The sequence below is a fragment of the Tenacibaculum aiptasiae genome (assembly GCF_965221665.1).
Lineage (GTDB): Bacteria > Bacteroidota > Bacteroidia > Flavobacteriales > Flavobacteriaceae > Polaribacter > Polaribacter aiptasiae.
The window spans coordinates 2,143,817-2,168,683 of the sequence record NZ_CBDCSN010000002.1 but is presented as its reverse complement, the minus strand read 5'-3'; the positions used below and the strand labels follow the sequence as shown (position 1 = coordinate 2,168,683).

Genomic DNA, 24,867 nt, shown 5'->3' with positions numbered 1-24,867 from the left:
TTGATAGCTTTATTTGGTTATTTAAATATTGATAGGGAATCATTACAAATGGCAAATGGAAATGCTGCCCAGTGGACTTTTTTTCCTTTACTCTTCATGATTTATTATTGGATTTTCCGTCAATTATTTTTAAAAATATATAAAAGTGAACCACTAATGGTAAGTTACATGGAAACATATTCGGCTGAAGCTGTTTACAGACGTTTACATATTGGAGATTTAATCTTCACCTTGTCAACACTAATGCTCCCTTTTTTAACAACTTTACTATTTTAAAACAAAACCTTATGTCAAAAAGAAAATCATTCTGGTACAGCATTATATTAGAGTCAGCAATGATAATATTTAGCGTATTTATTGCTTTATTCATTAACGAATGGAAAAATGAAAAAAACGAAGCTAAAAGGACTGAATTAATAGTTCAAAATATCGAAAGTGAAATCCAAAATAATAGAAAAATTATACAAAACATCATTGGATACCACGAAAAGATAATGAATAACATTAGTCAACCTGACAATAAACAAATACTCGAACAAAAGTTTTTCAAAAATGCTTACTTTTCAATAGGAGAAATAGCTCCGAAAGGAATTATACAAGAGCATTTTCAAGATATTGCCTGGGCAGTTGCTAAGGAAGATAAAATTACCAATCGAATCTCTTTGGAGGAATCTCAAGTACTTTTTGCTGTTTATGAACAACAAAACCTTATTAAAGGAACAATAAAAGATATCATCAATTTATTAACCTCACATGAAGTCCATAAAGTAGAGTTGGTAAGTGAAAACGTGATTGTTTTTAAAATATTAATGAATGAGTTAATTGGACAAGAAAAAATCCTAGAAACTAATTATAAAAACGCATTAGCACTAATTACAAAAAGAAAAAACAAAAGCTAATCATTAACATGATACTCATTTCAAGAAAAGCTTGTAATATCTCATAAGTCAAACAATTGTAACTAATTTACAAAATGGACGAAAAAACAAAAAGACAAATCGAATTACATTCTGCTGGAGCAACCATAATTACGTTAGGTTCAATTAGCTCCAAACCTACTACTTAATTAATATTCTATTTCATTTTTAACCAAGACTATTAAATGAGAACTTATCCAGAAAACATAAAAGAGCTTGAAAAAAAACACAATTTTGTTTTTCCCATAAATAAACAAAAATTAGAAAGTATTCGTAACAATATTATTTTACGTCATGATCTTGCTTTTTTATTCTTAAAATCAAGAATATTAAATTCTTTGAAAGAACGAGATGATTTTAAAAAGGAAGCATCTCTTGATTCATTTTTAGACAAAAGAATTGCCAACAAAGACAGATTTAAAATTTATAATACAATAAAAAGCCAAATTCCTCTACCTCTTAAGGAAGCTGATAAATTGTTTTTGTATTCTTTGCTTATTCTAGGTGCTTTTCTTTTACCTTGGCTTGTCTATGCAATAATTGTTTCTAAAGAAGAAATTCTTATGCTTTTCTCATTAGCTTATCCTAAACTTTTTGTGGCTCTTTTTTTAATTGGAATCTTAATTGTAGTAGGTTTTGATCATGCATTCGGGCATTTTTTTAAAAAAGAGAAACCGTCAATTGATACAAATGTACTAACAATTAGAGAGTTCATTTGTAATTTAATCGGAGACAACAGACAAGATATTAAAGAAAAGTTTGAAATAATTTTTAAAAATGAACTAAAAGATTTAGAGTAATAAACAACACTACAACAATATCAACGATTAATTATAATACCAACCTAAGTTCAATACATTGAACTCTTAAACCTGAAAAAGAAAATGATTTTAGAAGAAAGATTAGAATTTTGTAAAATATGTGAGAATAGAAAAATTGACTTTAGTATAGGACTTACATGTTCATTCACTAATAAAAAACCTGATTTCACAGACAATTGTCCAAAATTCTTAAAAGACGCAAAAGAAGCTGATAGAGTATTAAGAATGAAACTTGATTCAGCTGGAAACTCAAGATCTCAAAACGGTTCTTTAAACCCTGATAGAAATATAAATTACGGGATATTCCTTTTTATTTCTGGTATATTAATATTACTATTTCTTTCTATCTTATTTGGAGTTATCATAACATTTGGTGGAATCTCTTTTTACATAAGAGGAGAACAACAAAGAAAAATTCTTCGCAAAAATAAAGAGCTAAACAAGAAAATAAATAATCCAAAGACTAACGATAATTAAAAACTTTAGTCAGTAACTATTCATTCAATCTCGTGAGCATTGCTCACTCGAGCGAGTGAGCTTTACTCACCCGTACCTGTGAAAGATACTCACTCGAGGCTGTGAGTGTTGCTCACTCGTACGAGTGAGTAACTCTAAGATAAAAATACAAGGGCTCATACTTAACTTATTTGTAATACTAACATAGAATTAGTACATTTAACTCACAAAAATTGTGAAAGCAATAGTCCCCTATTCCTTTTATTTTTTAAACACAATACGAAGTTATACATTCTTAACGGATACCCGTAAAAGAATGCTATAGGTTGTACTTACTTTAGCACTAAATAGCTGTTAAATAAGTAGGCTATTAAGAACTAAAAGTTCCGAATAGCTACCCAAAATGGGTAAATAAAAGAAATAAAGTTCCGCATATATACAAGTTGGCGGTAATTAAAGAGTGATATGAAAAGATTAAAATATTTTATAGCATCTGCTGGAAGCTTAAAAGAAGAAAGAGAAAGCATTGAAACCTACTTGAGTAGAAAAAACGACTCCTTGGTAGATAAAGGGATTTATTTGGAAGTTGTAATATGGGAGAAGCTCTCATCTTCTTTTAGCTCGGAAAGAAAACAAAATGAGTTTAACAAAGCTCTTTTGGAATCAGATGTCTTAATCTGTTTAGCATTTGACCGAGTTGGGCCATTTACATATGAAGAATTTGATAACGCAGTTAAAAGCTTTAATAAAGGAGGTAATCCAAAGAAAATATACATGTACTTTAAAAATGGTACGCTTAAAGCATCTGAAATAACTGCTGAATTTCAATCTGTTCTTTCATTGAAGGAGGAAATCAAAAAGTATGAGCAGGTTTACAATGAGTATGAAAATGTAGCGGAATTGCTTTTAGATATTGAGAAAAATTTCACTCTAGATTTAGCGGAACTGGTTAAAAAGTCACTTAAAGAAGAACTGATAGAATTACTCAATGAAATCAATCCAGAGATCCTGCAAAGATTTAATAATGGAACGGAACAGACTTGTGTTCTAATTAGTCCTCAAAACCTCCAGAAATTAAACAACATGAAAAATGAATTAGAAGCAGAACGCTTACTTACTTATTTTTCTAATGGAAATGTAGTTATGGGTATGGGTAATAGAATTGGAAACTGTATCAACGACAAACAGGAAGGAATGATGAATGGGTTTGAATTAGTCAAACTTGAGAATCTATAAATAAAACTACCGCCAACAATGGCTATAAGTAATTGCTTGTTCTCGCTTACTTCTGATAATCCTCCCGGATTTTCAGCTTGGTGTGTACTCGCAAAGTTTAGTACTAACCCACGCAACTACTCATAGCCGAGACCATTATATGTAATTTCAACACCCAAAAAAAAATGGAAAATATATTTGTAGAATCTAATAAAACCTATAAGCAAGGATTTATTCTAACGGAACAAGAATTTAGGAGAATTATAGATATAATATCTGAACAACTAAAAAAAGCGGTAAAAAAAGAAGAACCAAAATTGAACTATTTAGTTAAGTTCGAAAATGGAGTAATTGCTAAAACGGAATCAATTGAAGAGATATTTAATTTAGAAAATGGAGGAATTGGAGAAATTATTAGAGTTCAAATTAAAGGGGAAATTGGTGAGAATGAAAACAATCATATAATAAGTTTAATATTCCGGAATACGTCATCGGAAAATGAATCATCTAATACTGCTCCAATAAATCATATCATTAAAGGAAAATCTAGAGATTGGGTATTTGTTACATCATCGCTTATTCAAGAACGAATTAACAAACTGAAACAATCTGGAATTATAAACAAAATGAATTCAACGCATGAAAATGAGTCCAGTATACTTATTTACATACTGTTGCTTCTATTAACAACAATAAGTTTTACTTGGAGGTACTTTATTAAGGGCAAAAATTATATTGAACAAATTGAAACAAAATGGAAAGCTAATGTAATAAGTGATCCAATTGAAGTATTAATTGAATTTGAAAAGAACAAAGACACGTTACAGACTGAACCGATAAAATACATTATGGGAATTTTTTTCATATTCCTTATAATATTTTACTCAATAAAATTATTCGTAAAAAAATATTACCCTTCTTACAATTTTTGTTGGGGAGATTATTTAGAAGAGTATAGTAAGAAAGAAAAATTTAGAAAAGGTTTTTTTACAGTGTTTTTAATAGGACTTATAGTCTCTGTAATTGGAGGACTTATAGCAAATTTCATAGGAAAATAAACCAACTGCATATAACACCGTGTATAAAACATAGCTAATAAATGCTAAACCGAAAAGTTTGTCTATATTTAGAAAGTCCGCCAAATTTTTAATTTAACTTTTAAAAAGAGTAAATTAAAAAAAATATAAAAATTAGGCTCTGTGATAATCCGAAAAGTTAGTGTCTTTTTGCACGCTACGTTTCATACACAAGTCCGTTATACGTAATATGAAAAAGAGAAGTACTTATTTTTTGATACTTATTGGTGCAATGATATTAACTTCATGCAATCGAGATTACTCAATTAGCAGTTTCGATTTAGCGTTTACAAATTGGTATGGATCAGAAGGATATATGTTAAAGTATGTCATTGATAAGGACAGTGTAAGAATTCATTACGATTGTGATTTTGAGAACTGCAAGGACACAATTATCTATAATAGAAAATTAAGTAAAAAAGAAACTTATAACTTCTATGAAAAACTAAAAGAATTAAGAACAGATACACTTAAGAAATTCTATATAGGAGAATATATTCATGGCAGACAAGTTCTTGAAATTAGTGGAGATAGTTTAGAATCAAAAAAAGTCATTTTAATGAGTGGTTATTATCATCCAGTATTAGAAAAATTAACTATAGAAATTGATAAGTTATTACAAAGCGAAAAATATCTAATTAATAGAAGATAAAAATACTACGTACAACAATGGCTATAATTCATTGATAGTTATAACTCACTTAAGAAGGTCTTCGCGGACTTTCTATTTGTGATTTATTTGCTAAATTAAACGCTTAAACACGCAACTAATCTTATACAAACACGTTGTAACGCATTTGATCAAACCAAGAAACATTGAGTAAATTAAGAAAACTAATAGACGAAATCACAGAATTCGGAATCAATCCAAAAGTGGAATTGACCGATAAAACCGATGTTCTAAAAAAGCTGTTAGTCAGAATTTACTCTGAATTTCTAAATGTAAAGTTTGAATTTGACGAAACGGATTATGACGAAGAACCTAATTTTAATTATAACGAAATAAAGGAAAACGTTAAATCCAATTTTCCTGATTTTAATTGGTATAGTATGGTTTTAGATTCAAACAAAATGGAACCTAATATTGAAATCGGAATTGGAGACGAATTAGATGATTTGGCTGATATCATAAAAGATTTGTTAGAAGTAAAATGGCGTATGGAAAATACGAGCGAGAAAGATGCTATTGGGCATTTTGAACTTTTAATGAGAACTCATTCTGAACAACATTTGGTAGATTTATTAAAGCGACTTAAAGAAAGGAATGAATAAGTTACTTAATAGCACATCTATAAACGGATTAATTCAAATAATAACTTCTCTATTTTGGGTATGGCATTTTGGAGAATTATTATATCTATATCATTACACAGATATTTTGTTTTTCTTTATGTATCCGAATTGGACACTCGTTCTTTTTATTTTAATGGGCTTAATAGGAGCTTTGATTGGTTTATCAGTACTTTTAAAGAAAAGGAAAATAAAAAATGGATACTTTCTATTAATTGGATTATTTGTTATTGGGCTTATAATCGACTTAATTATAGTATCATAAAAGAATAAAAAACGTGTTACAACAACGTATAAAATTAATTGTTTGGTACAAGCCTACTTACGAAAATCCTCACGCATTTTCTATTCGGTTTGTATTTGCTAAATTCGTTGCTAAACCACGCAACTAATCTTATACAAGACCACTACTCCTTCCCAAACTTTTTCTCTAATAATTTACGTTCCCAATCCTTACCAAAAAAATCGAAAACCTTAATAGAATATACTCCAATAACAAGAAGCCAAGAAAACAAAGTCCATACTAATAAAAGCCAGTTAGAATTATCTACAAAAACAAGTATTATAGGCAGTAACATACTTAACAATGCAATAGCAACAAGCTTGTACAAACCCTTAACTTTTTCAAGATAAGCAGTCTCTTCTTTTAATTGAGCAACATCTATCTCCTTCTTCACATCGGTTATCGTAGTTTCAAAAACAGCTGCCAGAGATTTTAAAGATTCTAAACCCGCATTTTCACCATTCTCAATTCGTTGTATGGTTCTTACACTTAGTCCACTCATAGTCGCTAATTGTTCTTGCGACCAATGACGTGCTAATCGCATTTTTTTAAGGTCTCTTATCGTATTCGTATCACTAGTCATTCCTTTCTCAGACATGTATTAAATTGTTTTCTGCAAAGATAAACATCAATCACACTTTAGCCTTTATACCCATAAGACTCTAAGCTGACAGTAACATGACAGCTCTATGACACTAGCAATAAGAAAACAATAAAATAAAAACTGAAAGCAATTTTATCTAATTTTGCAGTTAGGTAGACAAAAATAAATGATAGAGAATTTTATAAATCAATTAGGAATAACTGAGAAGGCATTACAAAATGAACTTCGAGAAATTGCTAGCATAAGTACACACCAGAAAGGAGAATTCATCATTAAAAACAATCAATACATAAAAGTGTTAAAAATTGTATTGAAAGGAAAAGTACGAGTATACCAAGAAAATGAAGACAGAGAAATTCTTATCTATTATTTAAATGCTATGGAAGCCTGTACCCTATCGCTTTCAGCTTGTTTTGAAGATTGTAAAAGTACCGTGAATGCTATTGTAGAAGAAGAATGTACCCTGATAAACATTCCAGTGCGATTTGTAAGAGATTGGAACTTTAAATACAAATCCTGGAACACATTTACCACCAAAACATTTAGAGAAAGTTACAATCACTTAATAAATCAGTATGCCAACTTAGCCTTTCAACCCTTAAAAGATCGTTTGTTCGATTATCTCCTTGCTAAGGCAGATAACAATATTGTAAAAAAATCACACCAAGAGTTAGCCAGAGAATTAGGAACTACACGAGAAGTTATTTCCCGCTTATTAAAGAAGTTAGAAAAAAATAAACAACTCCATTTAGGACAAAAAGAAATTGTTTTACTAAATAATTCCTAAGCTTGTGACAAAAGGCACAGGTATGCCGCCTGCAATCTATTTTTCTTTGTATCGGATATAAAACACAATAGATATGAGAAATTTAAGAGCAAGAATACTTACGTTATTATTAGGAATAAGCGCCTTAACTTTTGGACAAAACACCCAAGCATTTTCAGCATACAAGCCAACAGCACAACATAAAGTAGCCTTAGAAGTATTAAAGGCAAGCAAAGAATGGATTGCGAACTTTAACAAAGGAAATGCAAAAGCATGTGTAAATGGCTATACACAAAATGCAGTAATGAATGCCCAACCGTTTGGAGTTAAAAAAGGGAAAAAAGAAGTGTCAGAATTTTGGACGCCTTTTATTCAATCAGGAGCAAGTAATTTAATTTATACCAATGTACAAATAGAAGTTGCTAATGAAACAACAGCCTTCTTATCGGCAAACTGGAGTATGAACGTGGGTAAAGGAATTATTTATCAAGAAAAATGGGTAAAAAAAGAAGGAAAATGGTTATTAAGCTACGATAACTTTGAGGTTTTAGAGAAATTTAAAACACCACAAGAAAATAAAACAAATCCAATAGCAAGTCATTTAGTATTAGAAGAAGTAATTAAAGCATCGATACAATGGATTCAAGGATTTAATGCAGGAAAAGGAGCAGTATGCGGTAATGGGTATTCAGAAAAAGCAACCATGAATGCAGTACCATTTGCATCATTAAATGCTAAAAAAGACATTCAAGAATTTTGGACACAATTAATAGCCAAAGGCGCAAAAAACTTAATCTATAACAATCCAATATTTACAGCTAAAACAGCCAACAGTGTTACTTTATCAGCGCAATGGAGCATGAATATTGGAGAAGGAAAAATTTACCTAGAAAAGTGGGAAAAGGTAAATGGGGAATGGTTGTTAACTTATGATGAATTTCAAGTATTAAAACAATACAAATAATTCATATACAACAACTGTAAACAAAAAATCCCGAGTATCATACTCGGGATTTTTATATAGTATAGGTTTAAACTATTTATCAATTGATCCTAAAACACGCTTCATAAAATTATTCAACGCTTCTTTTTTAGGGGTACCATCTTTTACCATTTTATCAACCTCAATAGCACCGTACATATTCGATATTAACTCACCTATAACGTCTAACTCCTCATCTTTTAAAGAAGGAACTTCCGTTAAAGCTTCTAAAGTTTCAATCGTTTCTAGTACGTAATCTTGGTCGTTTTCTTCAATAAAAGAAGTTAAGTGTTTAATAACTGGTAATTTCATATTATTATTTTGTCATTGCGAAGCAAATAGAATTTGCTGTGGCAATCTGTTAGTTTAAAAAAGATTACTTCACTACGTTCGTAATGACGTTTTATTATGCTACTACTTCGTTTACCAAGTCTTTTAAAACATCAAACTTATTCGTTTGAACTTGGTTTACAAATTTACCATCTACAAAAGTTGCAAACGTTGGTAAGTTACTTACATCTGCTAACTTTCTACTTTCAGGAAACTTTTCAGCATCAACAATTACAAAAGTAGTGTCTTCATTTTCAGAAGATAACTTTTTAAATTTTGGCTTCATAATACGGCAGTTACCACACCAAGTAGCCGAAAATTGTACTACTACTTTTGAGTTGCTTGAAACGATTTCTGTTAAATTATCTTGACTTAATTCTTGTACCATAGTTTATATTGTTTTCGAAAGGAGCTCGTGCTCGACCCCTTCACTTATCTCACACGAACTTGATTCCTTTCTTTTATTATTATATTAGTTTACAGCTAAATATTCTGCAGTAGCTTTGGCGTTAGGTTGCATTGCTTCTTTACCTTCTTCCCAGTTTGCTGGACAAACCTCACCTTTTTCTTGTACGTGAGTGTAAGCATCGATTAAACGTAAAAACTCGTTTACGTTACGACCAACTGGCATGTGGTTTACACCTTCGTGAAATACAGTTCCTTCTTCGTCAATTAAATAAGTAGCTCTATAAGTAACGTTATCACCTTCAACTTGTACAGTTTGAGTAGCTTCGTCAAATACTTCATTAGTAATATCTAAAATACCTAAGATTGAAGATAAGTTACGGTTGCTATCTGCTAATAAAGGATAAGTAACACCTTCAATTCCTCCGTTATCTTTAGATTGGTTTAACCAAGCAAAGTGTACTTCAGGAGTATCACAAGAAGCTCCAATTACCATAGTGTTTCTTTTCTCAAACTCACCTAAAGCTGCTTGGAAAGCGTGTAATTCAGTAGGACAAACAAAAGTAAAATCTTTTGGGTACCAGAATAATAATACTTTCTTCTTGTTGTTTGCTGCTTCTTCTAAAACATTTAACTTAAAAGTATCTCCCATTTCGTTCATTGCATCAACGCTTAAATTTGGGAATTTCTTACCAACTAATGTAGCCATTTTATATTATTTTAATGATTAAAAATTTTTTTACAGCGGCAAAGATATTTTATTCTTCAAGCTTTAAAAGCTTAAAAACAACTTTATTTTTTTATTCCACTATAGGTTTTTTCGATGTGGTAAAAAACAGTCAAAAACAGCCTCTAAAAAACCACAAATTTGCGCTTCGCTACATAAACAAAATCAATCACTTAGGGCGTCAACCATAAAAACAATCAATCACAATAATAACATTAACTTATAATTAAATAAAAAATATAGATAAAAATTATTCAATGATTTATCGTAAATTTGAGTGCAACAACTTACAAAACAATATATTATGGAAGATAAACACGCACACGGGGCTTCTGGAGACATTACAAAATGTCCATTTATGGGAGGAACTCAAAAAGAAACTGCTGGAGGAGGAACTCGAAATAGAGATTGGTGGCCCAACGAATTAAAGTTAAATATTTTAAGGCAAAATGCTGCAAAATCGAACCCTATGGATCCCGATTTTGATTACGCTGCTGCCTTTAATAGTATAGACTATAATGCACTTAAAAAAGATTTGATCGATTTAATGACTGATTCGCAAGATTGGTGGCCTGCCGACTATGGTCATTATGGTGGATTTATGATTCGTATGGCTTGGCACAGTGCGGGAACTTATCGTGTTGGAGACGGTCGCGGAGGAGCAGGTTCAGGAACACAACGTTTTGCTCCTTTAAATAGTTGGCCAGATAACGGAAACTTAGATAAAGCACGTTTATTATTATGGCCTATAAAGAAAAAGTATGGAAATAAAATTTCTTGGGCAGATTTAATGATTCTTGCAGGAAACTGTGCTTTAGAATCTATGGGCTTTAAAACTTATGGTTTTGCTGGTGGACGTGAAGATGTATGGGAACCAGAACAAGATATTTATTGGGGAAGTGAAACAGAGTGGTTAGGAAATGAAGATCGATATGCTGATGGTAATTTGGAAAGCGATTTAGGAGCAGTACATATGGGACTTATTTATGTAAATCCTGAAGGTCCAAACGGAAGACCTGATCCTGTTGCCTCTGGGGTTGATATTAGAGAAACTTTTGGACGTATGGCTATGGACGATGAAGAAACGGTTGCTTTGGTAGCAGGAGGTCATACCTTTGGTAAAGCACACGGAGCTGCAAATCCAGATACTTATGTAGGTGCAGAACCAGCAGGAGCTCCTATAGAAGAAATGAGTACAGGTTGGAAAAACAGCTTTGGAACAGGAGTTTTAGATGATGCAATTACTAGTGGTATTGAAGGAGCTTGGACGCCAAATCCTACACAGTGGGATCACGATTATTTTGATGTATTATTAAATTACGATTGGGAATTGACTAAAAGTCCAGCCGGAGCACATCAATGGACACCAACTGCTGCTTCAAATGCTCGAATGGCTCCAAAAGCTGGTGATCCTAACGGAAAGCAAGCCTTAATGATGACTACTGCCGACATGGCTTTGAAAATGGATCCAGCTTATTTAGAAATTTCAAAGCGTTTCCATAAAGACCACAAGGCTTTTGAAGATGCTTTTGCAAGAGCTTGGTATAAATTAACGCATCGTGATATGGGACCTGTAGCCTTATACTTAGGACCTGAAGTTCCTACTGAAGAATTAATTTGGCAAGACCCTATTCCAGCTGGAAATATCTTATCTGATGCTGAAGTAGCTACTTTAAAAGCTAGCATTGAAGCTTCTGGATTATCAATTTCACAAATGGTAACTACAGCATGGGCATCTGCTTCTACTTTTAGAGGTTCAGACAAACGTGGGGGTGCCAACGGTGGACGTATTCGATTAACTCCTCAAAAAGATTGGGAAGTAAACAATCCTACTGAATTGGCTAAAGTTTTAGCGGTTTATGAAGGAATTCAAAAAGACTTTAGTGGAACTGTTTCTATTGCCGATTTAATTGTACTTGGTGGTTCTGTTGGTATTGAATTAGCTGCTAAAAATGGTGGACATACCGTAACTGTACCTTTTACTTCTGGAAGAGGTGATGCTTCTCAAGAACAAACCGATGTAGTTTCTTTTGGATACTTAGAGCCTAGAGCCGATGGTTTTAGAAATTTTATAAAAAGTGATTTAAATGTTGCTGCTGAAGAACTATTAGTTGATAAAGCCAACCTATTAACGTTAACCATTCCTGAAATGACGGTATTGGTAGGTGGATTACGTGTTTTAGGCACGAATTACGATGGTTCTGACTTTGGTGTATTTACGGATGCTGTTGGAACACTATCTAACGATTTCTTCACCAATATTCTTGACTTTACCTACACTTGGAAAGCGGCTTCTTCTAGCGACAAAGAATTTATTGGTAGAGATAGAAGAACGGGAGCGATGAAATTTTCAGCCACTAGAGCCGATCTAATCTTTGGTTCAAATACTGAACTAAGAGCCATTGCTGAAGTATATGCAGCCGATGACGCAAAAGAAAAATTTATAACCGATTTTATTGCAGCTTGGACCAAGGTAATGAACCTTGATCGTTTTGATGTAAAATAGAATTTTGTTTGTTAAATAAAAAAAGGTGATCGTTCAGATCACCTTTTTTTATTCATTATTGTTTAGCTATTTACTAGCAAACAATTTTACATCGTTTTTAGAAACTGTTTTTTCTCCTAGAATAATTAAACGCTCTACTACGTTTCTCAACTCACGGATATTTCCAGTCCAATCGTATTCTTGTAATAATGTTATAGCCTCTTTAGAAAACTCTTTTTTAGGCATCCCTTGTTCGTTAGAAATCTTATCGGCAAAGAAGTTTACCAATAAAGGAATATCGCCCCTTCTATCATTTAAAGCAGGAACTTTGATTAAGATTACTGCTAAACGGTGATATAAATCTTCACGGAAACGTCCTTCTGCTATTTCCTTTTTTAAGTCTTTGTTGGTTGCAGCTACAACTCTAACATTCACTTTAATATCCTTATCCGAACCTACTCTCGAAATTCTATTTTCTTGTAAAGCACGTAATACTTTTGCTTGTGCAGACAAACTCATATCACCTATCTCATCTAAGAAAATAGTTCCTCCATTAGCTGCCTCAAACTTACCTGCCCTATCTTTATTAGCTCCTGTAAATGATCCTTTTACATGTCCAAATAATTCACTTTCTATTAATTCCGATGGAATTGCAGCACAGTTTACCTCAATCATTGGTGCTTTTGAACGATCTGATTTTTCGTGTAACCAGTGCGCTACTAATTCTTTTCCAGTTCCATTAGGTCCAGTAATTAAAACACGTGCATCGGTAGCGGCTACTTTTTCAATAATATCTTTAATATGAGTAATTTCATCACTCTCACCAATCATTTCGTAGCTCTTACTTACCTTCTTTTTAAGACGCTTGTTCTCTACAACTAACTCTGTACGATCTAAAGCATTACGAACTGTATTTAATAATCTGTTTAAATCTGGCGGTTTCGATATATAATCAAAAGCACCTAAACGCATAGTATTAACAGCAGTATCTAAATCACCGTGACCAGAAATCATAACCATTGCAGTTTCAGGTTTTAGTTTTTTTGCTTTTTCTAATACCTCAACACCATCCATTTTTGGCATTTTAATATCGCACAATACTAAATCGTAATCTTTATTCTTAATCATTTCAATTCCAGCCAAACCATCTTCAGCCTCCTCTACTTCATAAGCATCATTCTCTTCTGTAATGATTTTTTTTAAAACTCTACGGATTGCCGCTTCGTCTTCTATGATTAATATTTTACTCATATATTATTTAGACTTTAAGATAAAAGACGAAAGAAGAAACTTTTATAATTCATTTATTCTTCCTTTTTATCAATTAACTCTTTATTATTTTATAAATTTTAATGGCTTAATATAACTATTCGTTCTTGGAAATCAAAAAGCGAGCCAAGTGTTATTGTTATAACTTTTTTATCTTTTTCAACCATTTAGAATTTTAGACAAAAGATGAAAAGATAATAGATTATTCTAACGATTTTTTAAATCCAGAAATCATCTTTTATAACTCTTCTATTTTTTCCTCTAGATTTATTAATTCCTTATTATTAATATAACTTTTATAGTTTGACAATACTATTTGCGTCTGTAATTCAAAAAGCAATCCAAGTGCTATTGTAATAACTTTTTTATCTTTTTTAACCATTTAGAATTTTAGACAAAAGATGAAAAGAAAATAGATTATTCTAACGATTTTTTAAATCCAGAAATCATCTTTTGTAACTCTTCTATTTTTTCCTCTAAATTTATTAATTCCTTATTATTAATATAACTTTTATAGCTTGACAATACTATTTGTGTCTGTAATTCAAAAAGCGATCCAAGTGCTATTGTAATAACTTTTTTATCTTTTTCAACTATTTAGATTTTTAGACAAAAGATGAAAAGAAAATAGATTATTCTAAGGATTTTTTAAATCCAGAAATCATCTTTTGTCTCACAACCAGTCTTTCGTCTTTTGTCTTTTATCCTAGTTCTTATTCCTTTATAATATGAACATCTCTTTGCGGAAATGGTATAGAAATATTATGCTCTCTAAACAACTGATCTATTTTAAATCGAATTTCACTTTGCGGAATTAATGCTTGAAAACTATCGTTTAAAGTAAAAATCAACTTAAACTCTAATGCACTGTCTCCAAAGTTTTCAAATACAACTAATGGCGCTGGATATTCAAACACTTTTGGATGTTCGTTAGCAGCTTTTAATAACAGTTCTTTTACCAATTGAACATCACTTCCATAAGCCACACCTACCGATACACTTTCACGAGTAGTAGTTCCGTTTTGAGTCCAATTATATAAACTATTCGATAAATATTTATGATTGGGTATTACCAGTACTTTGTTATCTATGGTTACTGCTCTGGTGGTTCTTAGTTTTATTTCCTCTACTCTACCTACTTTTCCATCAATCTCAATAATATCGCCAACATGTACACTTTGATCAACAATAATGAAAATACCAGAAATGATGTCCTGGAACAAGGTTTGTAATGCCAAACCAACACCAATCAATAATGCTGCCGATGCTGCAAATATGGCTGTTACATCAACTCCAGAAGTATTTAAAGTAGTTAGAAATATAATAATATAGATAAACCAACTTGCAAAAGAAAAAACAGTATCAAACTTATTCTTATCCTCTGTTTGTAATCTTCTTTTTACAAACCTCTTAAAATACTTTAATAAAGACGACGCTAAAATTAATACAACTATAAGTACTAGAATCGATTTTACGCTTATACCTATCTCTTTATTAAATTGAAAAGTATAGTTAAGTATTTTATTAAGTTCTTTCACAAAAATATATTTGTAGTAAATATATAATTTTAGTTAAAAAAAGCAGCTATCTTTTTCTGATAACTGCTTTTTACTATTTTGTTTTTTATCCGTTGTATTTAATCCATTTCCATAAATCTTTATAGCTTGGTTTCTTACCATACATTAAAATACCTACTCTATAAATCTTAGCTGCTACCCATACAATTAAGACAAACGTAACAACTAATAACAACATCGATATTGCGATTTCCCACCAAGCAACTCCAAATGGAATACGCATTAGCATTACTATTGGCGATGTAAATGGTATATATGAGAATACTACAGAAACTGGTCCATGAGGATCGTTTATTACAGTTGCAAAACCAACATATACTCCTAATATTAATGGCAACATAATTGGCATCATAAACTGTTGCGTGTCTGTTTCATTATCAACAGCAGCTCCTACAGCAGCAAATAATGAACTGTATAACATATAACCTCCTAAGAAATAGAAAATAAATAGTAAGAACATTTTTAATAATGGTAACCTAAATATTTCCTGAATAATCATTTCTCCTTTGCTTCCAGCTGCTTGTTGCATAGCCTCCATTTGTTCTGGCGATACTTTTGCTGTTTGCATTTCCATCATATCAATTCCTAAGAACGAAGATGCTATTAAACTAAACACAAAGAATAGAATACCCCAAATAAAGAATTGTAACAAACCTGCCGAAGCATTACCAATAATTTTACCTAGCATTAACTGGAAAGGTTTTACTGAAGAAACAATTACTTCTATAATTCTACTTGTTTTCTCTTCAATAACACTACGCATTACAGATGTTCCATAAATCATTACAAACATCATTAATAAATATCCTGCTATTGCTCCTACTCCAATTTTTAATCCATTGATTAATTTAGACGATTTCTCTCCTGAGAAATTAAACATCTTAATATCTGATGAAATTTTAGATGCTTTAATATGTTCTAAATCTATTCCAAACTTATTTAACTTCTCGTTTCTAAGTTTCTTTTCAATTTTATTCTCTAAGCTTGCCATGATAGTCATACTAGGCGAATCTTTGGAGAAAAACTCAATTGAGTTTGCTAATATTTCTAAACTATCTTTTTTAGGAATGTATAAAGCTCCGTAATAATCTCCTTCTTCAACTTTCTTTTTAGAATCGTCGAGACCTAAAGCAGTAAAATCTTCATATTTTACAGTTTTTGAATCTTTAAATACATCTTTTGCAAACAATCCTGACTCATCTACAAAAACGATTTTTTTAACTTTCTCATCGTTTTTCTTCATTAAGAAAAACACCAATGCTCCCATACCAATCATTAGTAAAGGACTTAAGAAAGTCATTACTATGAATGATTTATTTCTAACCTTAGCAATAAACTCGCGCTCTATAATTAACTTTAATCTACTCATAGCTTAACTGTTTTTATTTACTGCCTCAATAAAGATATCGTTGGCACTTGGTATTAATTCTACAAAATGTTGTACTTGTCCTTGTGTTGTTAAATACGATAATAAATCGTTTGCTGTATTTCCTTCTGTTAATTTTACATTTAACTTTAAACCATCGTTTAATAATCTAAAATCAGCAGGTAACACTTTAAAGTTTTCTTTCAGTTTTGCTTCTACTTCTTTTCCGTTTGAAGTATTTAAACCAACTTGAAAAGTATTAGTTCTAAACTCTTTCTTTATATCATCTAATTTACCGTCTAATATTTTGTTAGACTTGTTAATTAAAGCAATATAATCGCACATTTCCTCAACACTTTCCATTCTGTGCGTTGAAAAAATAATCGTAGCTCCTTCGTCTCTTAATTGTAAAATTTCTTTTGCTATTAATTGTGCATTGATAGGATCGAACCCTGAGAAAGGCTCATCAAAAATTAATAATTTAGGTTGGTGTAAAACAGTTACTATAAACTGTACTTTTTGAGCCATTCCTTTAGATAGCTCTTCAATTTTTTTACCCCACCAAGCTCCTATATCAAACTTATCAAACCAATACTTTAAGCGCTTTTTAGCTTCCGATTTACTCAATCCTTTAAGCTGCGCTAAGTACAAAGCTTGCTCTCCAACTTTCATACTCTTGTACAAACCTCTTTCTTCTGGTAGGTATCCAATGTGCTCTATGTGGTTTGGAGCTAATTTTTCACCATCTAAAATAACACCTCCACTGTCGGGCATTGTTATTTGATTAATAATTCTAATCAAAGATGTTTTTCCTGCACCATTAGGTCCTAAAAGACCAAAAACACTCCCTTTAGGTATGTGCATAGATACATTGTTTAATGCAGTATACTCCCCATAGCGTTTTACTACATTATTAATTTCTAATAAATTATCCATAGATTTTAAAGTTGATTAATTGCTTGCTGTTTGTCAAAGAACAGCTAATGACAAACTTACATATTTTATATAGATTAGTATATTCCTTTTCCATTTTGTTACACAGAACATTTCTTTTTTATTGTAAAGAACTTTAATTAGTTAATTTCCTAATTATCCACTCCAAAGGTCCTTGTTCCTTTTTTTGTGTCCACAAATAAGCAAACACTATACATAAAAAACTAAACAATAAAGCATAGATAAAAGAGAACGTAATTGAATAACTCCCCATATTTTCTGGATTTAAAACGGCAACTATTCCCATTCCTATAACAACATGTGCTACATAAAATGTCAGAGCTAATTGACCTGTTCTTTTTAATACCTGAATAATAAAATGTTCTTTGTATTTATTTGAAATTAAAATACATATTGAGATTATTCCTATAGCAAAGCTACTTCCAGCAATCATATAAAACGGCAAAGGAGGCATAGGACTCGTTCCTAAAACCTGACTTAACTCGTTCAAGGTTTTAGTATTTCCTTCAGAAAATATATAAAGTAGAATTTTAGAAACAATCACCGTAATTACAAAAACACTCATACTTACAATCATAGATTTCTTAACAAATCTTTGGTCTGCTAAATTCTGTTTCCCAAACCAAAGACCAATTAACATAAAAGATACCCAAGGAATAACTGGATGAAAACCATTGTAAAATAGATTCCTCGTAAATCCGGATAGTGTCCAAAAATTATGATATTCAAATGTTTTATAATCCCAGCCAATATCGTAATCAAAGAATAGCATAAGAATTGGGTACAAAAGTATAATCGCTCCAGCAACAAGTAATATTTTTGATTTATCAACTGTTAAGAATAATACAGTTAGAAGCATATAAACTCCATAGAAATGTAGAATATCAGCAATCCAAATAGGCAAATACACTACACCTATTATAAATAGAAAAATGGCTCTTTTTATAATTTTTTTTCTAACATTATGAAGCTTTTGTTGATCTCTATTTTGAATACTTGAGTTAGACATAAATGCCAACCCTACTCCTGCTAATACCACAAAAGTAGCAGCAGCTTTTCCTTCAAATAAGCTTGTAAAGTATTTTAATGTCTGATTTCCATTATTTCCAAACGCAACTTTAAAATTAACTATAATCATTCCTATTACAGCCAATGCTCTTGCCACATCAATACCAATTATACGTTTCATCATATACAATTTAAAACTACTAATTAGTAAGCCCTTAGTGCCTTTCGTTACGTTATCTGTATGTTAATTTTATTATGCACGCATAACTTTTTTACAAAATACTATGCGTGCATAATAAATTTTTATATCTTTGACAACGATGGATAAAAGTAAATCAATAGATCACCAATTAAGAGCTACTTGGCAAGCTGTTGCAAAATTGTATAACGAACAAGCTGCAAAGCACGATAGTACAATGGCAACTGCTTTTGTTTTATTGAACATAGATTATGAAAACGGTACGCCTTCTACAGCCTTAGGCCCTTTAATGGGAATGGAACCTACTAGTCTTTCTCGTTTATTAAAAACAATGGAAGATAAAGGGGTTATATACAGAGAGAAAAATCCTAATGATGGTAGAAGTGTTATTATTAAGTTAACCGATTATGGTAAAGAAATGCGAGAAGTTTCTAAAGGCCATGTATATCAATTTAACAATAAAGTAAGAGAATATATTACTGAAGAAGAATTAGAAAACTTCTTTAAAGTAACAACTACAATAAACAAACTTATTACAGACAAGTTAATATACGATGATGATATTGACAAAAAAGCTGTATAAAACAAACCAACAAACAAATGACAAGAAGAATTAAAAAAGTAGCAATTATCGGTTCTGGTATTATGGGAAGTGGTATTGCATGTCATTTTGCCAACATTGGCGTTGAAGTCTTATTATTAGACATTGTTCCTAGAGAACTTAACGACAAAGAAAAAGCAAAAGGATTAACGTTAGAAGACAAAGCTGTTCGTAATCGTTTGGTTAATGATGCTTTAGCTGCTTCGTTAAAATCGAAGCCATCTCCTATTTACAAAAAAGAGTTTGCTAGTAGAATTACTACTGGTAACTTAGAAGATGATATCGCTAAGGTTGCTGATGTAGATTGGATTATGGAAGTTGTTGTAGAGCGATTAGATATTAAAAAAATCGTTTTTGAAAAATTAGAAAAGTATCGTAAACCTGGTACTATTATTTCATCAAATACTTCGGGGATTCCTATCAAATTTATGAATGAAGGAAGAAGTGAAGATTTCCAAAAACACTTTGCTGTAACTCACTTTTTTAACCCTCCTCGTTATTTAAAATTATTTGAAGTTGTTCCTGGACCTAACTGTAAGCAAGAAGTTACTGACTTCTTAATGGATTACGGTTCTAAATTCTTAGGAAAAACTTCAGTATTAGCGAAAGATACTCCTGCTTTTATTGGTAATAGAATTGGTATTTTCGGAATCCAATCGTTATTCCACCAAGTAAAAGAATTAGGATTAACTATTGAAGAAGTAGATAAATTAACAGGACCAGTTATTGGACGTCCTAAATCTGCTACTTTCCGTACTGTTGATGTTGTTGGTTTAGATACTTTAGTACACGTTGCTAATGGTATTTACGACAACTGTCCTAACGACGAAGCTCACGAATTATTCAAGTTACCAGATTTCATCAATACAATGATGGAAAATAAATGGTTGGGAAGTAAAACTAAGCAAGGTTTCTACAAGAAAACTGTTAACGCAGAAGGAAAGAAAGAAATCTTATCGTTAGATTTAGATACGATGGAATATCGTGCTAAAAAACGTGCGAAGTTTGCTACGTTAGAATTAACAAAAACTATAGATAAACCAATTGATCGTTTTAAAGTATTAGTTGGTGGAAAAGATAAAGCGGGTGAATTCTACCGTAAGAACTTTGCAGCAATGTTTGCATACGTTCAAAATAGAATTCCAGAAATCTCTGACGATTTATATAAAATTGACGATGCCATGAAAGCTGGTTTCGGATGGGAAAATGGACCTTTCGAAATTTGGGATGCTGTAGGTGTAGAAAAAGGTATCGAATTAATGAAAGCTGAAGGAAAAGAGCCAGCTGCTTGGGTTACTGAAATGCTAGCAAAAGGATCTAAATCTTTCTATACAGTTAAAGAAGGAGCTACTTATTACTATGATGTAACTGCAAAAGCTCAAACTAAAAAACCAGGTCAGGATTCATTCATCATCTTAGATAATATTCGTAAAACAAATGAGGTATTTAAAAACTCAGGAGTTGTTATTGAAGATTTAGGAGATGGTATCTTAAACTGTGAATTCCAATCTAAAATGAACACTATTGGTGGAGATGTTTTAGCTGGATTAAACAAAGCAGTTGATTTAGCTGAAAAAGACTTCCAAGGATTAGTAATTGGTAACCAAGGAGCAAACTTCTCTGTTGGTGCTAATATTGGAATGATTTTTATGATGGCTGTAGAGCAAGAATATGACGAATTAAATATGGCTATCAAGTATTTCCAAGATACAATGATGCGTATGCGCTATTCTGCAATTCCTACAATTGCTGCTCCTCATGGTATGGCTTTAGGTGGTGGATGTGAATTATCATTACACGCTGATAAAGTTGTTGCTGCTGCTGAAACTTATATGGGATTAGTAGAATTTGGAGTTGGAGTTATCCCTGGTGGAGGTGGTTCTAAAGAAATGGCATTACGTGCCTCTGACACTTTCCGTAAAGGAGATGTACAATTAAATGTATTACAAGAGTATTTCTTAACTATAGGTATGGCTAAAGTAGGAACTTCAGCATATGAAGCTTTCGATTTAGGTTTATTAGAAAAAGGTAAAGATGTAGTTGTAGTGAATAGAGATCGTCAAATTGCAGAAGCTAAGAAACATGCATTGTTACTAGCTGAAGCTGGATATACACAACCTGCTGCTCGTAAAGATGATGTATTAGTACTTGGAAAGCAAGCATTAGGAGCATTCTTAGTAGCTACAGACTCTATGCAAGCAAGTAGATTTATATCAGAACACGATCAAAAGATTGCAAACAAATTAGCCTATGTAATGGCTGGTGGAGATTTATCAGAACCAACAAAAGTTTCTGAACAGTATTTATTAAACCTTGAACGTGAAGCATTCTTAAGCTTAGCGACAGAACGTAAAACGTTAGAGCGTATTCAACACATGTTAAAAACTGGTAAACCATTAAGAAACTAAAAGATGAAAACAGCATATATAGTAAAAGGATATAGAACCGCCGTAGGTAAATCTAAAAAAGGTGCGTTCAGATTTAAAAGAGCTGATGAGTTAGCTGCTGAAACAATCGATTATATGATGAAGCAGTTACCTGAGTTCGATAAAAAACGAATTGACGATGTTATCGTTGGTAACGCAATGCCAGAAGGTTCCCAAGGATTAAACATGGCTCGTTTAATTTCTTTAATGGGATTAAAAACTGAAGACGTTCCAGGAGTAACTGTAAACCGTTTCTGTTCTTCTGGATTAGAAACTATAGGTATGGCAGTAGCAAAGATTCAATCTGGAATGGCAGATTGTATTATTGCTGGAGGTGCTGAAAGTATGAGTTCTGTACCTATGACAGGATTTAAACCAGAATTAAACTACGATATCGTAGCTGATGGTCATGCTGATTATTACTGGGGAATGGGAAATACAGCCGAAGAGGTTGCTCAGAAATATAACATTTCTCGTAAAGATCAAGATGAGTTTGCTTTAAACTCTCACTTAAAAGCATTAAAAGCTCAAGAAGAAAATCGTTTCCAAGACCAAATAGTTCCTATTGAAGTTGAAGAAACTTATGTAGACGCTAATGGTAAAAGAGCTACAAGAAAATTTACAGTAACAAAAGACGAAGGTCCACGTAAAGGATCAAACATTGCTGGATTAGAGCGCTTAAAACCAGTATTTGCTGCTGGTGGTAGTGTCACAGCTGGTAACTCTTCACAAACAAGTGATGGTGCTGCTTTTGTTATGGTTATGAGCGAAGATATGGTTAAGGAATTAAACCTAAAACCAATAGCACGTATGGTAAGTTATGCTGCTGCTGGTGTTCCACCAAGAATTATGGGAATTGGACCTGTTGCTGCTATTCCAAAGGCGTTAAAACAAGCTGGATTAAAACAAGAAGACATTAGCTTAATAGAATTGAACGAAGCATTTGCTTCTCAATCATTAGCTGTAATTCGCGAATTAGGATTAGATGCAGATATCATTAATGTAAATGGTGGAGCAATCGCTTTAGGACACCCATTAGGTTGTACTGGAGCTAAATTATCAGTTCAATTATTTGATGAAATGCGTAAGCGTAACATGCAAGGAAAGTACGGTATGGTAACTATGTGTGTAGGTACTGGACAAGGTGCTGCTGGTATTTTCGAATTTTTAAACTAGGAATAAGATATAAGTAATGAGTATTGAGGTTTTCTCTACTCCTAAAAAATAAATTTAAAATCAAAAAAGTAGTTAGTAACTCAATACTCACTACTGATTACTAAAATCTAAAAATATTATGTCAGAATTAAAGAAAGATATTTTACGTGGTGGGCAGTTCCTTGTAAAGGAAACAAACTGTGAAGATGTATTCACTCCAGAAGATTTTTCTGAAGAGCAAAATATGATGAAAGAGGCGGTTAAAGAATTTAACGACCGTGAAATCATTCCTCATAAAGAGCGTTTTGAAAAGAAAGATTATGCCTTAACTGAAGAAACTATGCGTAAAGCTGGTGAATTAGGTTTCTTAGGTGTTTCTGTTCCTGAAGCTTACGGTGGATTAGGAATGGGGTTTGTTTCTACGATGTTAACTTGCGATTATATTTCAAGTGGAACTGGTTCTTTTAGTACTGCTTTTGGTGCACATACAGGTATTGGAACTATGCCAATTACTTTATATGGTACAGAAGAGCAAAAGCAAAAATTTGTTCCTGCTTTAGCAATGGGAGAGCGTTTTGGAGCTTACTGTTTAACTGAGCCAGGAGCTGGATCGGATGCTAATTCTGGTAAAACTACTGCCGAATTAACTGAAGACGGTAAACATTATAAAATTAACGGACAAAAAATGTGGATTTCTAATGCAGGTTTTGCTGAAATCTTTATCGTTTTTGCTCGTATAGAAGATGATAAAAACATTACTGGTTTTATCTTAGAATATGATAAAAACAATCCAAACGGAGTTACTTTAGGAGAGGAAGAGCATAAGTTAGGTATCCGTGCTTCTTCTACTCGTCAGGTATTCTTTAACGATACATTAGTGCCAGTAGAAAATATGTTATCAGTTCGTGGTGGTGGATTCAAAATCGCTATGAACGCATTAAACGTTGGACGTATTAAATTAGCAGCTGCTTGTTTAGATTCTCAAAGAAGAATTATCGATCACGCTGTAAACTACGCTAACGAACGTAAACAATTTAAAACTCCTATTTCTGAATTTGGAGCTATTAAAATGAAATTAGCAGAAATGGCTACCAATGCTTATGTTGGAGAGTCTGCATCGTATAGAGCTGCTAAAAACATTGAAGATAGAATCGCTATCCGTGAATCAGAAGGAAACACACATCAAGAAGCAGAATTAAAAGGTGTTGAAGAATACGCTATTGAATGTTCAATCTTAAAAGTAGCTGTTTCTGAAGATGTTCAAAACTGTTCTGATGAAGGAATCCAAGTTTACGGAGGTATGGGATTCTCTGAAGAGACTCCAATGGAATCTGCTTGGAGAGATGCTCGTATTGCTCGTATTTATGAAGGAACTAACGAAATTAACAGATTATTATCTGTAGGAATGTTAGTTAAGAAAGCCATGAAAGGTCATGTAGATTTATTAAATCCTGCTATGGCTGTTGGTGAAGAGTTAATGGGTATTCCTTCTTTTGACACACCAGATTATTCTGAGTTGTTTGCAGAAGAGAAAGAAATTATAGCAAAATTAAAGAAGGTATTTTTAATGGTTGCTGGTGCTGCTATCCAAAAATTTGGAACTGAATTAGAACAACACCAACAATTATTAACTGCTGCATCTAATATCTTAATTGAAATTTACATGGCAGAGTCTGGTATTTTGAGAACTGAGAAAAACGCAAAACGTTTCGGTGAAGAAGCTCAAAAAGAACAGATTGCAATGGCGAAATTATACTTACACAATGCTGTAGAAATTATTACTAAAAACGGAAGAGAAGGCATTATCTCTTTTGCTGAAGGTGATGAGCAACGTATGATGTTAATGGGATTAAAACGTTTTACAAAGTATGCGAACTATCCTAACGTTGTTGAGTTGCGTAATACAATTGCAGAAAAATTAAAAGCAGAAAATAAATATTGCTTCTAAAAAGAAT

General features: G+C 32.1%; 26 protein-coding genes. 16 read left to right on the top strand and 10 right to left on the bottom strand.

From position 1 onward, the window contains the following. The 9 genes from ACOQN8_RS10350 (at nt 1) to ACOQN8_RS10310 (ending at nt 6,040) form a co-directional block, all read left to right on the top strand. Complete coding sequence (locus ACOQN8_RS10350) at nt 1–276, top strand: hypothetical protein (protein WP_420552615.1); 276 nt, start codon at nt 1–3, stop codon at nt 274–276. A gap of 11 nt (nt 277–287) precedes the next feature. Continuing rightward, nucleotides 288–899: a hypothetical protein gene (locus ACOQN8_RS10345; protein ID WP_420552614.1), complete on the top strand. Its 612-nt coding sequence runs from the start codon at nt 288–290 to the stop codon at nt 897–899. Nucleotides 900–1,102: 203 nt separating this feature from the next. Further along, on the top strand, nt 1,103–1,717 hold the full coding sequence (locus tag ACOQN8_RS10340) for a hypothetical protein (RefSeq protein WP_420552613.1): 615 nt from the start codon (nt 1,103–1,105) through the stop codon (nt 1,715–1,717). 84 nt (nt 1,718–1,801) lie between these two features. Further along, nucleotides 1,802–2,215: a hypothetical protein gene (locus ACOQN8_RS10335; protein WP_420552612.1), complete on the top strand. Its 414-nt coding sequence runs from the start codon at nt 1,802–1,804 to the stop codon at nt 2,213–2,215. A gap of 444 nt (nt 2,216–2,659) precedes the next feature. Continuing rightward, the gene (locus ACOQN8_RS10330; RefSeq protein WP_420552611.1) at nt 2,660–3,430 is read left to right on the top strand and encodes a hypothetical protein; all 771 of its coding nucleotides are present in this window, start codon (nt 2,660–2,662) and stop codon (nt 3,428–3,430) included. A gap of 164 nt (nt 3,431–3,594) precedes the next feature. Continuing rightward, a complete protein-coding gene (locus ACOQN8_RS10325; protein WP_420552610.1) occupies nt 3,595–4,467 on the top strand; it encodes a hypothetical protein in 873 nt (290 codons plus the stop codon). Between the two features lie 250 nt (nt 4,468–4,717). Continuing rightward, a complete protein-coding gene (locus tag ACOQN8_RS10320) occupies nt 4,718–5,137 on the top strand; it encodes a hypothetical protein (RefSeq protein ID WP_420552609.1) in 420 nt (139 codons plus the stop codon). 164 nt (nt 5,138–5,301) lie between these two features. Continuing rightward, nucleotides 5,302–5,757 (top strand): DUF5063 domain-containing protein, encoded by a 456-nt coding sequence (locus ACOQN8_RS10315; protein WP_420552608.1) that lies wholly within the window; start codon nt 5,302–5,304, stop codon nt 5,755–5,757. After that, entirely contained in the window at nt 5,750–6,040 is a 291-nt protein-coding gene (locus ACOQN8_RS10310; protein WP_420552607.1) for a hypothetical protein, read from the top strand. The genes ACOQN8_RS10315 and ACOQN8_RS10310 overlap by 8 nt, the downstream gene beginning before the upstream one ends. A 142-nt stretch (nt 6,041–6,182) precedes the next feature. On the opposite strand, the gene ACOQN8_RS10305 is transcribed toward ACOQN8_RS10310, so the two are convergent. Beyond that, nucleotides 6,183–6,656, bottom strand: coding sequence for a helix-turn-helix domain-containing protein (locus tag ACOQN8_RS10305; RefSeq protein ID WP_420552606.1), 474 nt, complete (start codon nt 6,654–6,656; stop codon nt 6,183–6,185). 172 nt (nt 6,657–6,828) lie between these two features. Here ACOQN8_RS10305 and ACOQN8_RS10300 point away from each other — a divergent pair, with 172 nt between their 5' ends. Continuing rightward, the gene (locus ACOQN8_RS10300; protein ID WP_420552605.1) at nt 6,829–7,449 is read left to right on the top strand and encodes a Crp/Fnr family transcriptional regulator; all 621 of its coding nucleotides are present in this window, start codon (nt 6,829–6,831) and stop codon (nt 7,447–7,449) included. 73 nt (nt 7,450–7,522) lie between these two features. After that, nucleotides 7,523–8,392 (top strand): YybH family protein, encoded by an 870-nt coding sequence (locus ACOQN8_RS10295; protein ID WP_420552604.1) that lies wholly within the window; start codon nt 7,523–7,525, stop codon nt 8,390–8,392. A 72-nt stretch (nt 8,393–8,464) separates the two neighbouring features. On the opposite strand, the gene ACOQN8_RS10290 is transcribed toward ACOQN8_RS10295, so the two are convergent. From ACOQN8_RS10290 to ACOQN8_RS10280, 3 genes are all read right to left on the bottom strand, one after another. Beyond that, nucleotides 8,465–8,722 (bottom strand): DUF6952 family protein, encoded by a 258-nt coding sequence (locus tag ACOQN8_RS10290; protein ID WP_150900872.1) that lies wholly within the window; start codon nt 8,720–8,722, stop codon nt 8,465–8,467. Between the two features lie 94 nt (nt 8,723–8,816). Next, the gene (locus ACOQN8_RS10285; protein ID WP_420552603.1) at nt 8,817–9,128 is read right to left on the bottom strand and encodes a thioredoxin family protein; all 312 of its coding nucleotides are present in this window, start codon (nt 9,126–9,128) and stop codon (nt 8,817–8,819) included. Nucleotides 9,129–9,212: 84 nt separating this feature from the next. After that, complete coding sequence (locus tag ACOQN8_RS10280) at nt 9,213–9,854, bottom strand: peroxiredoxin (protein ID WP_150900870.1); 642 nt, start codon at nt 9,852–9,854, stop codon at nt 9,213–9,215. A 322-nt stretch (nt 9,855–10,176) separates the two neighbouring features. On the opposite strand from ACOQN8_RS10280, the gene katG reads away from it, so the two are divergent. Next, entirely contained in the window at nt 10,177–12,378 is a 2,202-nt protein-coding gene (gene katG / locus ACOQN8_RS10275; RefSeq protein ID WP_420552602.1) for a catalase/peroxidase HPI, read from the top strand. A gap of 66 nt (nt 12,379–12,444) precedes the next feature. Here katG and ACOQN8_RS10270 read toward each other — a convergent pair whose 3' ends face one another. From ACOQN8_RS10270 to ACOQN8_RS10245, 6 genes are all read right to left on the bottom strand, one after another. Then, entirely contained in the window at nt 12,445–13,608 is a 1,164-nt protein-coding gene (locus tag ACOQN8_RS10270; protein ID WP_235275996.1) for a sigma-54-dependent transcriptional regulator, read from the bottom strand. A 435-nt stretch (nt 13,609–14,043) separates the two neighbouring features. Further along, nucleotides 14,044–14,199, bottom strand: coding sequence for a four helix bundle protein (locus ACOQN8_RS10265; RefSeq protein ID WP_420552818.1), 156 nt, complete (start codon nt 14,197–14,199; stop codon nt 14,044–14,046). A 140-nt stretch (nt 14,200–14,339) separates the two neighbouring features. Continuing rightward, nucleotides 14,340–15,164, bottom strand: a complete 825-nt coding sequence (locus ACOQN8_RS10260) for a mechanosensitive ion channel family protein (protein WP_272150167.1) — start codon at nt 15,162–15,164, stop codon at nt 14,340–14,342. A gap of 85 nt (nt 15,165–15,249) precedes the next feature. Then, nucleotides 15,250–16,572 (bottom strand): ABC transporter permease, encoded by a 1,323-nt coding sequence (locus tag ACOQN8_RS10255; protein ID WP_235275999.1) that lies wholly within the window; start codon nt 16,570–16,572, stop codon nt 15,250–15,252. Between the two features lie 3 nt (nt 16,573–16,575). After that, nucleotides 16,576–17,505: an ABC transporter ATP-binding protein gene (locus tag ACOQN8_RS10250; protein ID WP_235276000.1), complete on the bottom strand. Its 930-nt coding sequence runs from the start codon at nt 17,503–17,505 to the stop codon at nt 16,576–16,578. A gap of 133 nt (nt 17,506–17,638) precedes the next feature. After that, nucleotides 17,639–18,712, bottom strand: coding sequence for a DUF418 domain-containing protein (locus tag ACOQN8_RS10245; RefSeq protein WP_420552601.1), 1,074 nt, complete (start codon nt 18,710–18,712; stop codon nt 17,639–17,641). A gap of 139 nt (nt 18,713–18,851) precedes the next feature. On the opposite strand from ACOQN8_RS10245, the gene ACOQN8_RS10240 reads away from it, so the two are divergent. The 4 genes from ACOQN8_RS10240 to ACOQN8_RS10215 all read left to right on the top strand — a co-directional run bounded on the left by ACOQN8_RS10240 (nt 18,852) and on the right by ACOQN8_RS10215 (nt 24,860). Continuing rightward, nucleotides 18,852–19,313, top strand: a complete 462-nt coding sequence (locus ACOQN8_RS10240) for a MarR family winged helix-turn-helix transcriptional regulator (protein ID WP_420552600.1) — start codon at nt 18,852–18,854, stop codon at nt 19,311–19,313. 17 nt (nt 19,314–19,330) lie between these two features. Continuing rightward, nucleotides 19,331–21,739, top strand: a complete 2,409-nt coding sequence (locus ACOQN8_RS18175) for a 3-hydroxyacyl-CoA dehydrogenase/enoyl-CoA hydratase family protein (RefSeq protein ID WP_150900860.1) — start codon at nt 19,331–19,333, stop codon at nt 21,737–21,739. Between the two features lie 3 nt (nt 21,740–21,742). After that, entirely contained in the window at nt 21,743–22,933 is a 1,191-nt protein-coding gene (locus ACOQN8_RS10220) for an acetyl-CoA C-acyltransferase (RefSeq protein ID WP_150900858.1), read from the top strand. Between the two features lie 118 nt (nt 22,934–23,051). Further along, on the top strand, nt 23,052–24,860 hold the full coding sequence (locus ACOQN8_RS10215) for an acyl-CoA dehydrogenase family protein (protein ID WP_420552599.1): 1,809 nt from the start codon (nt 23,052–23,054) through the stop codon (nt 24,858–24,860). The last annotated feature ends 7 nt before the right edge of the window (nt 24,861–24,867 follow it).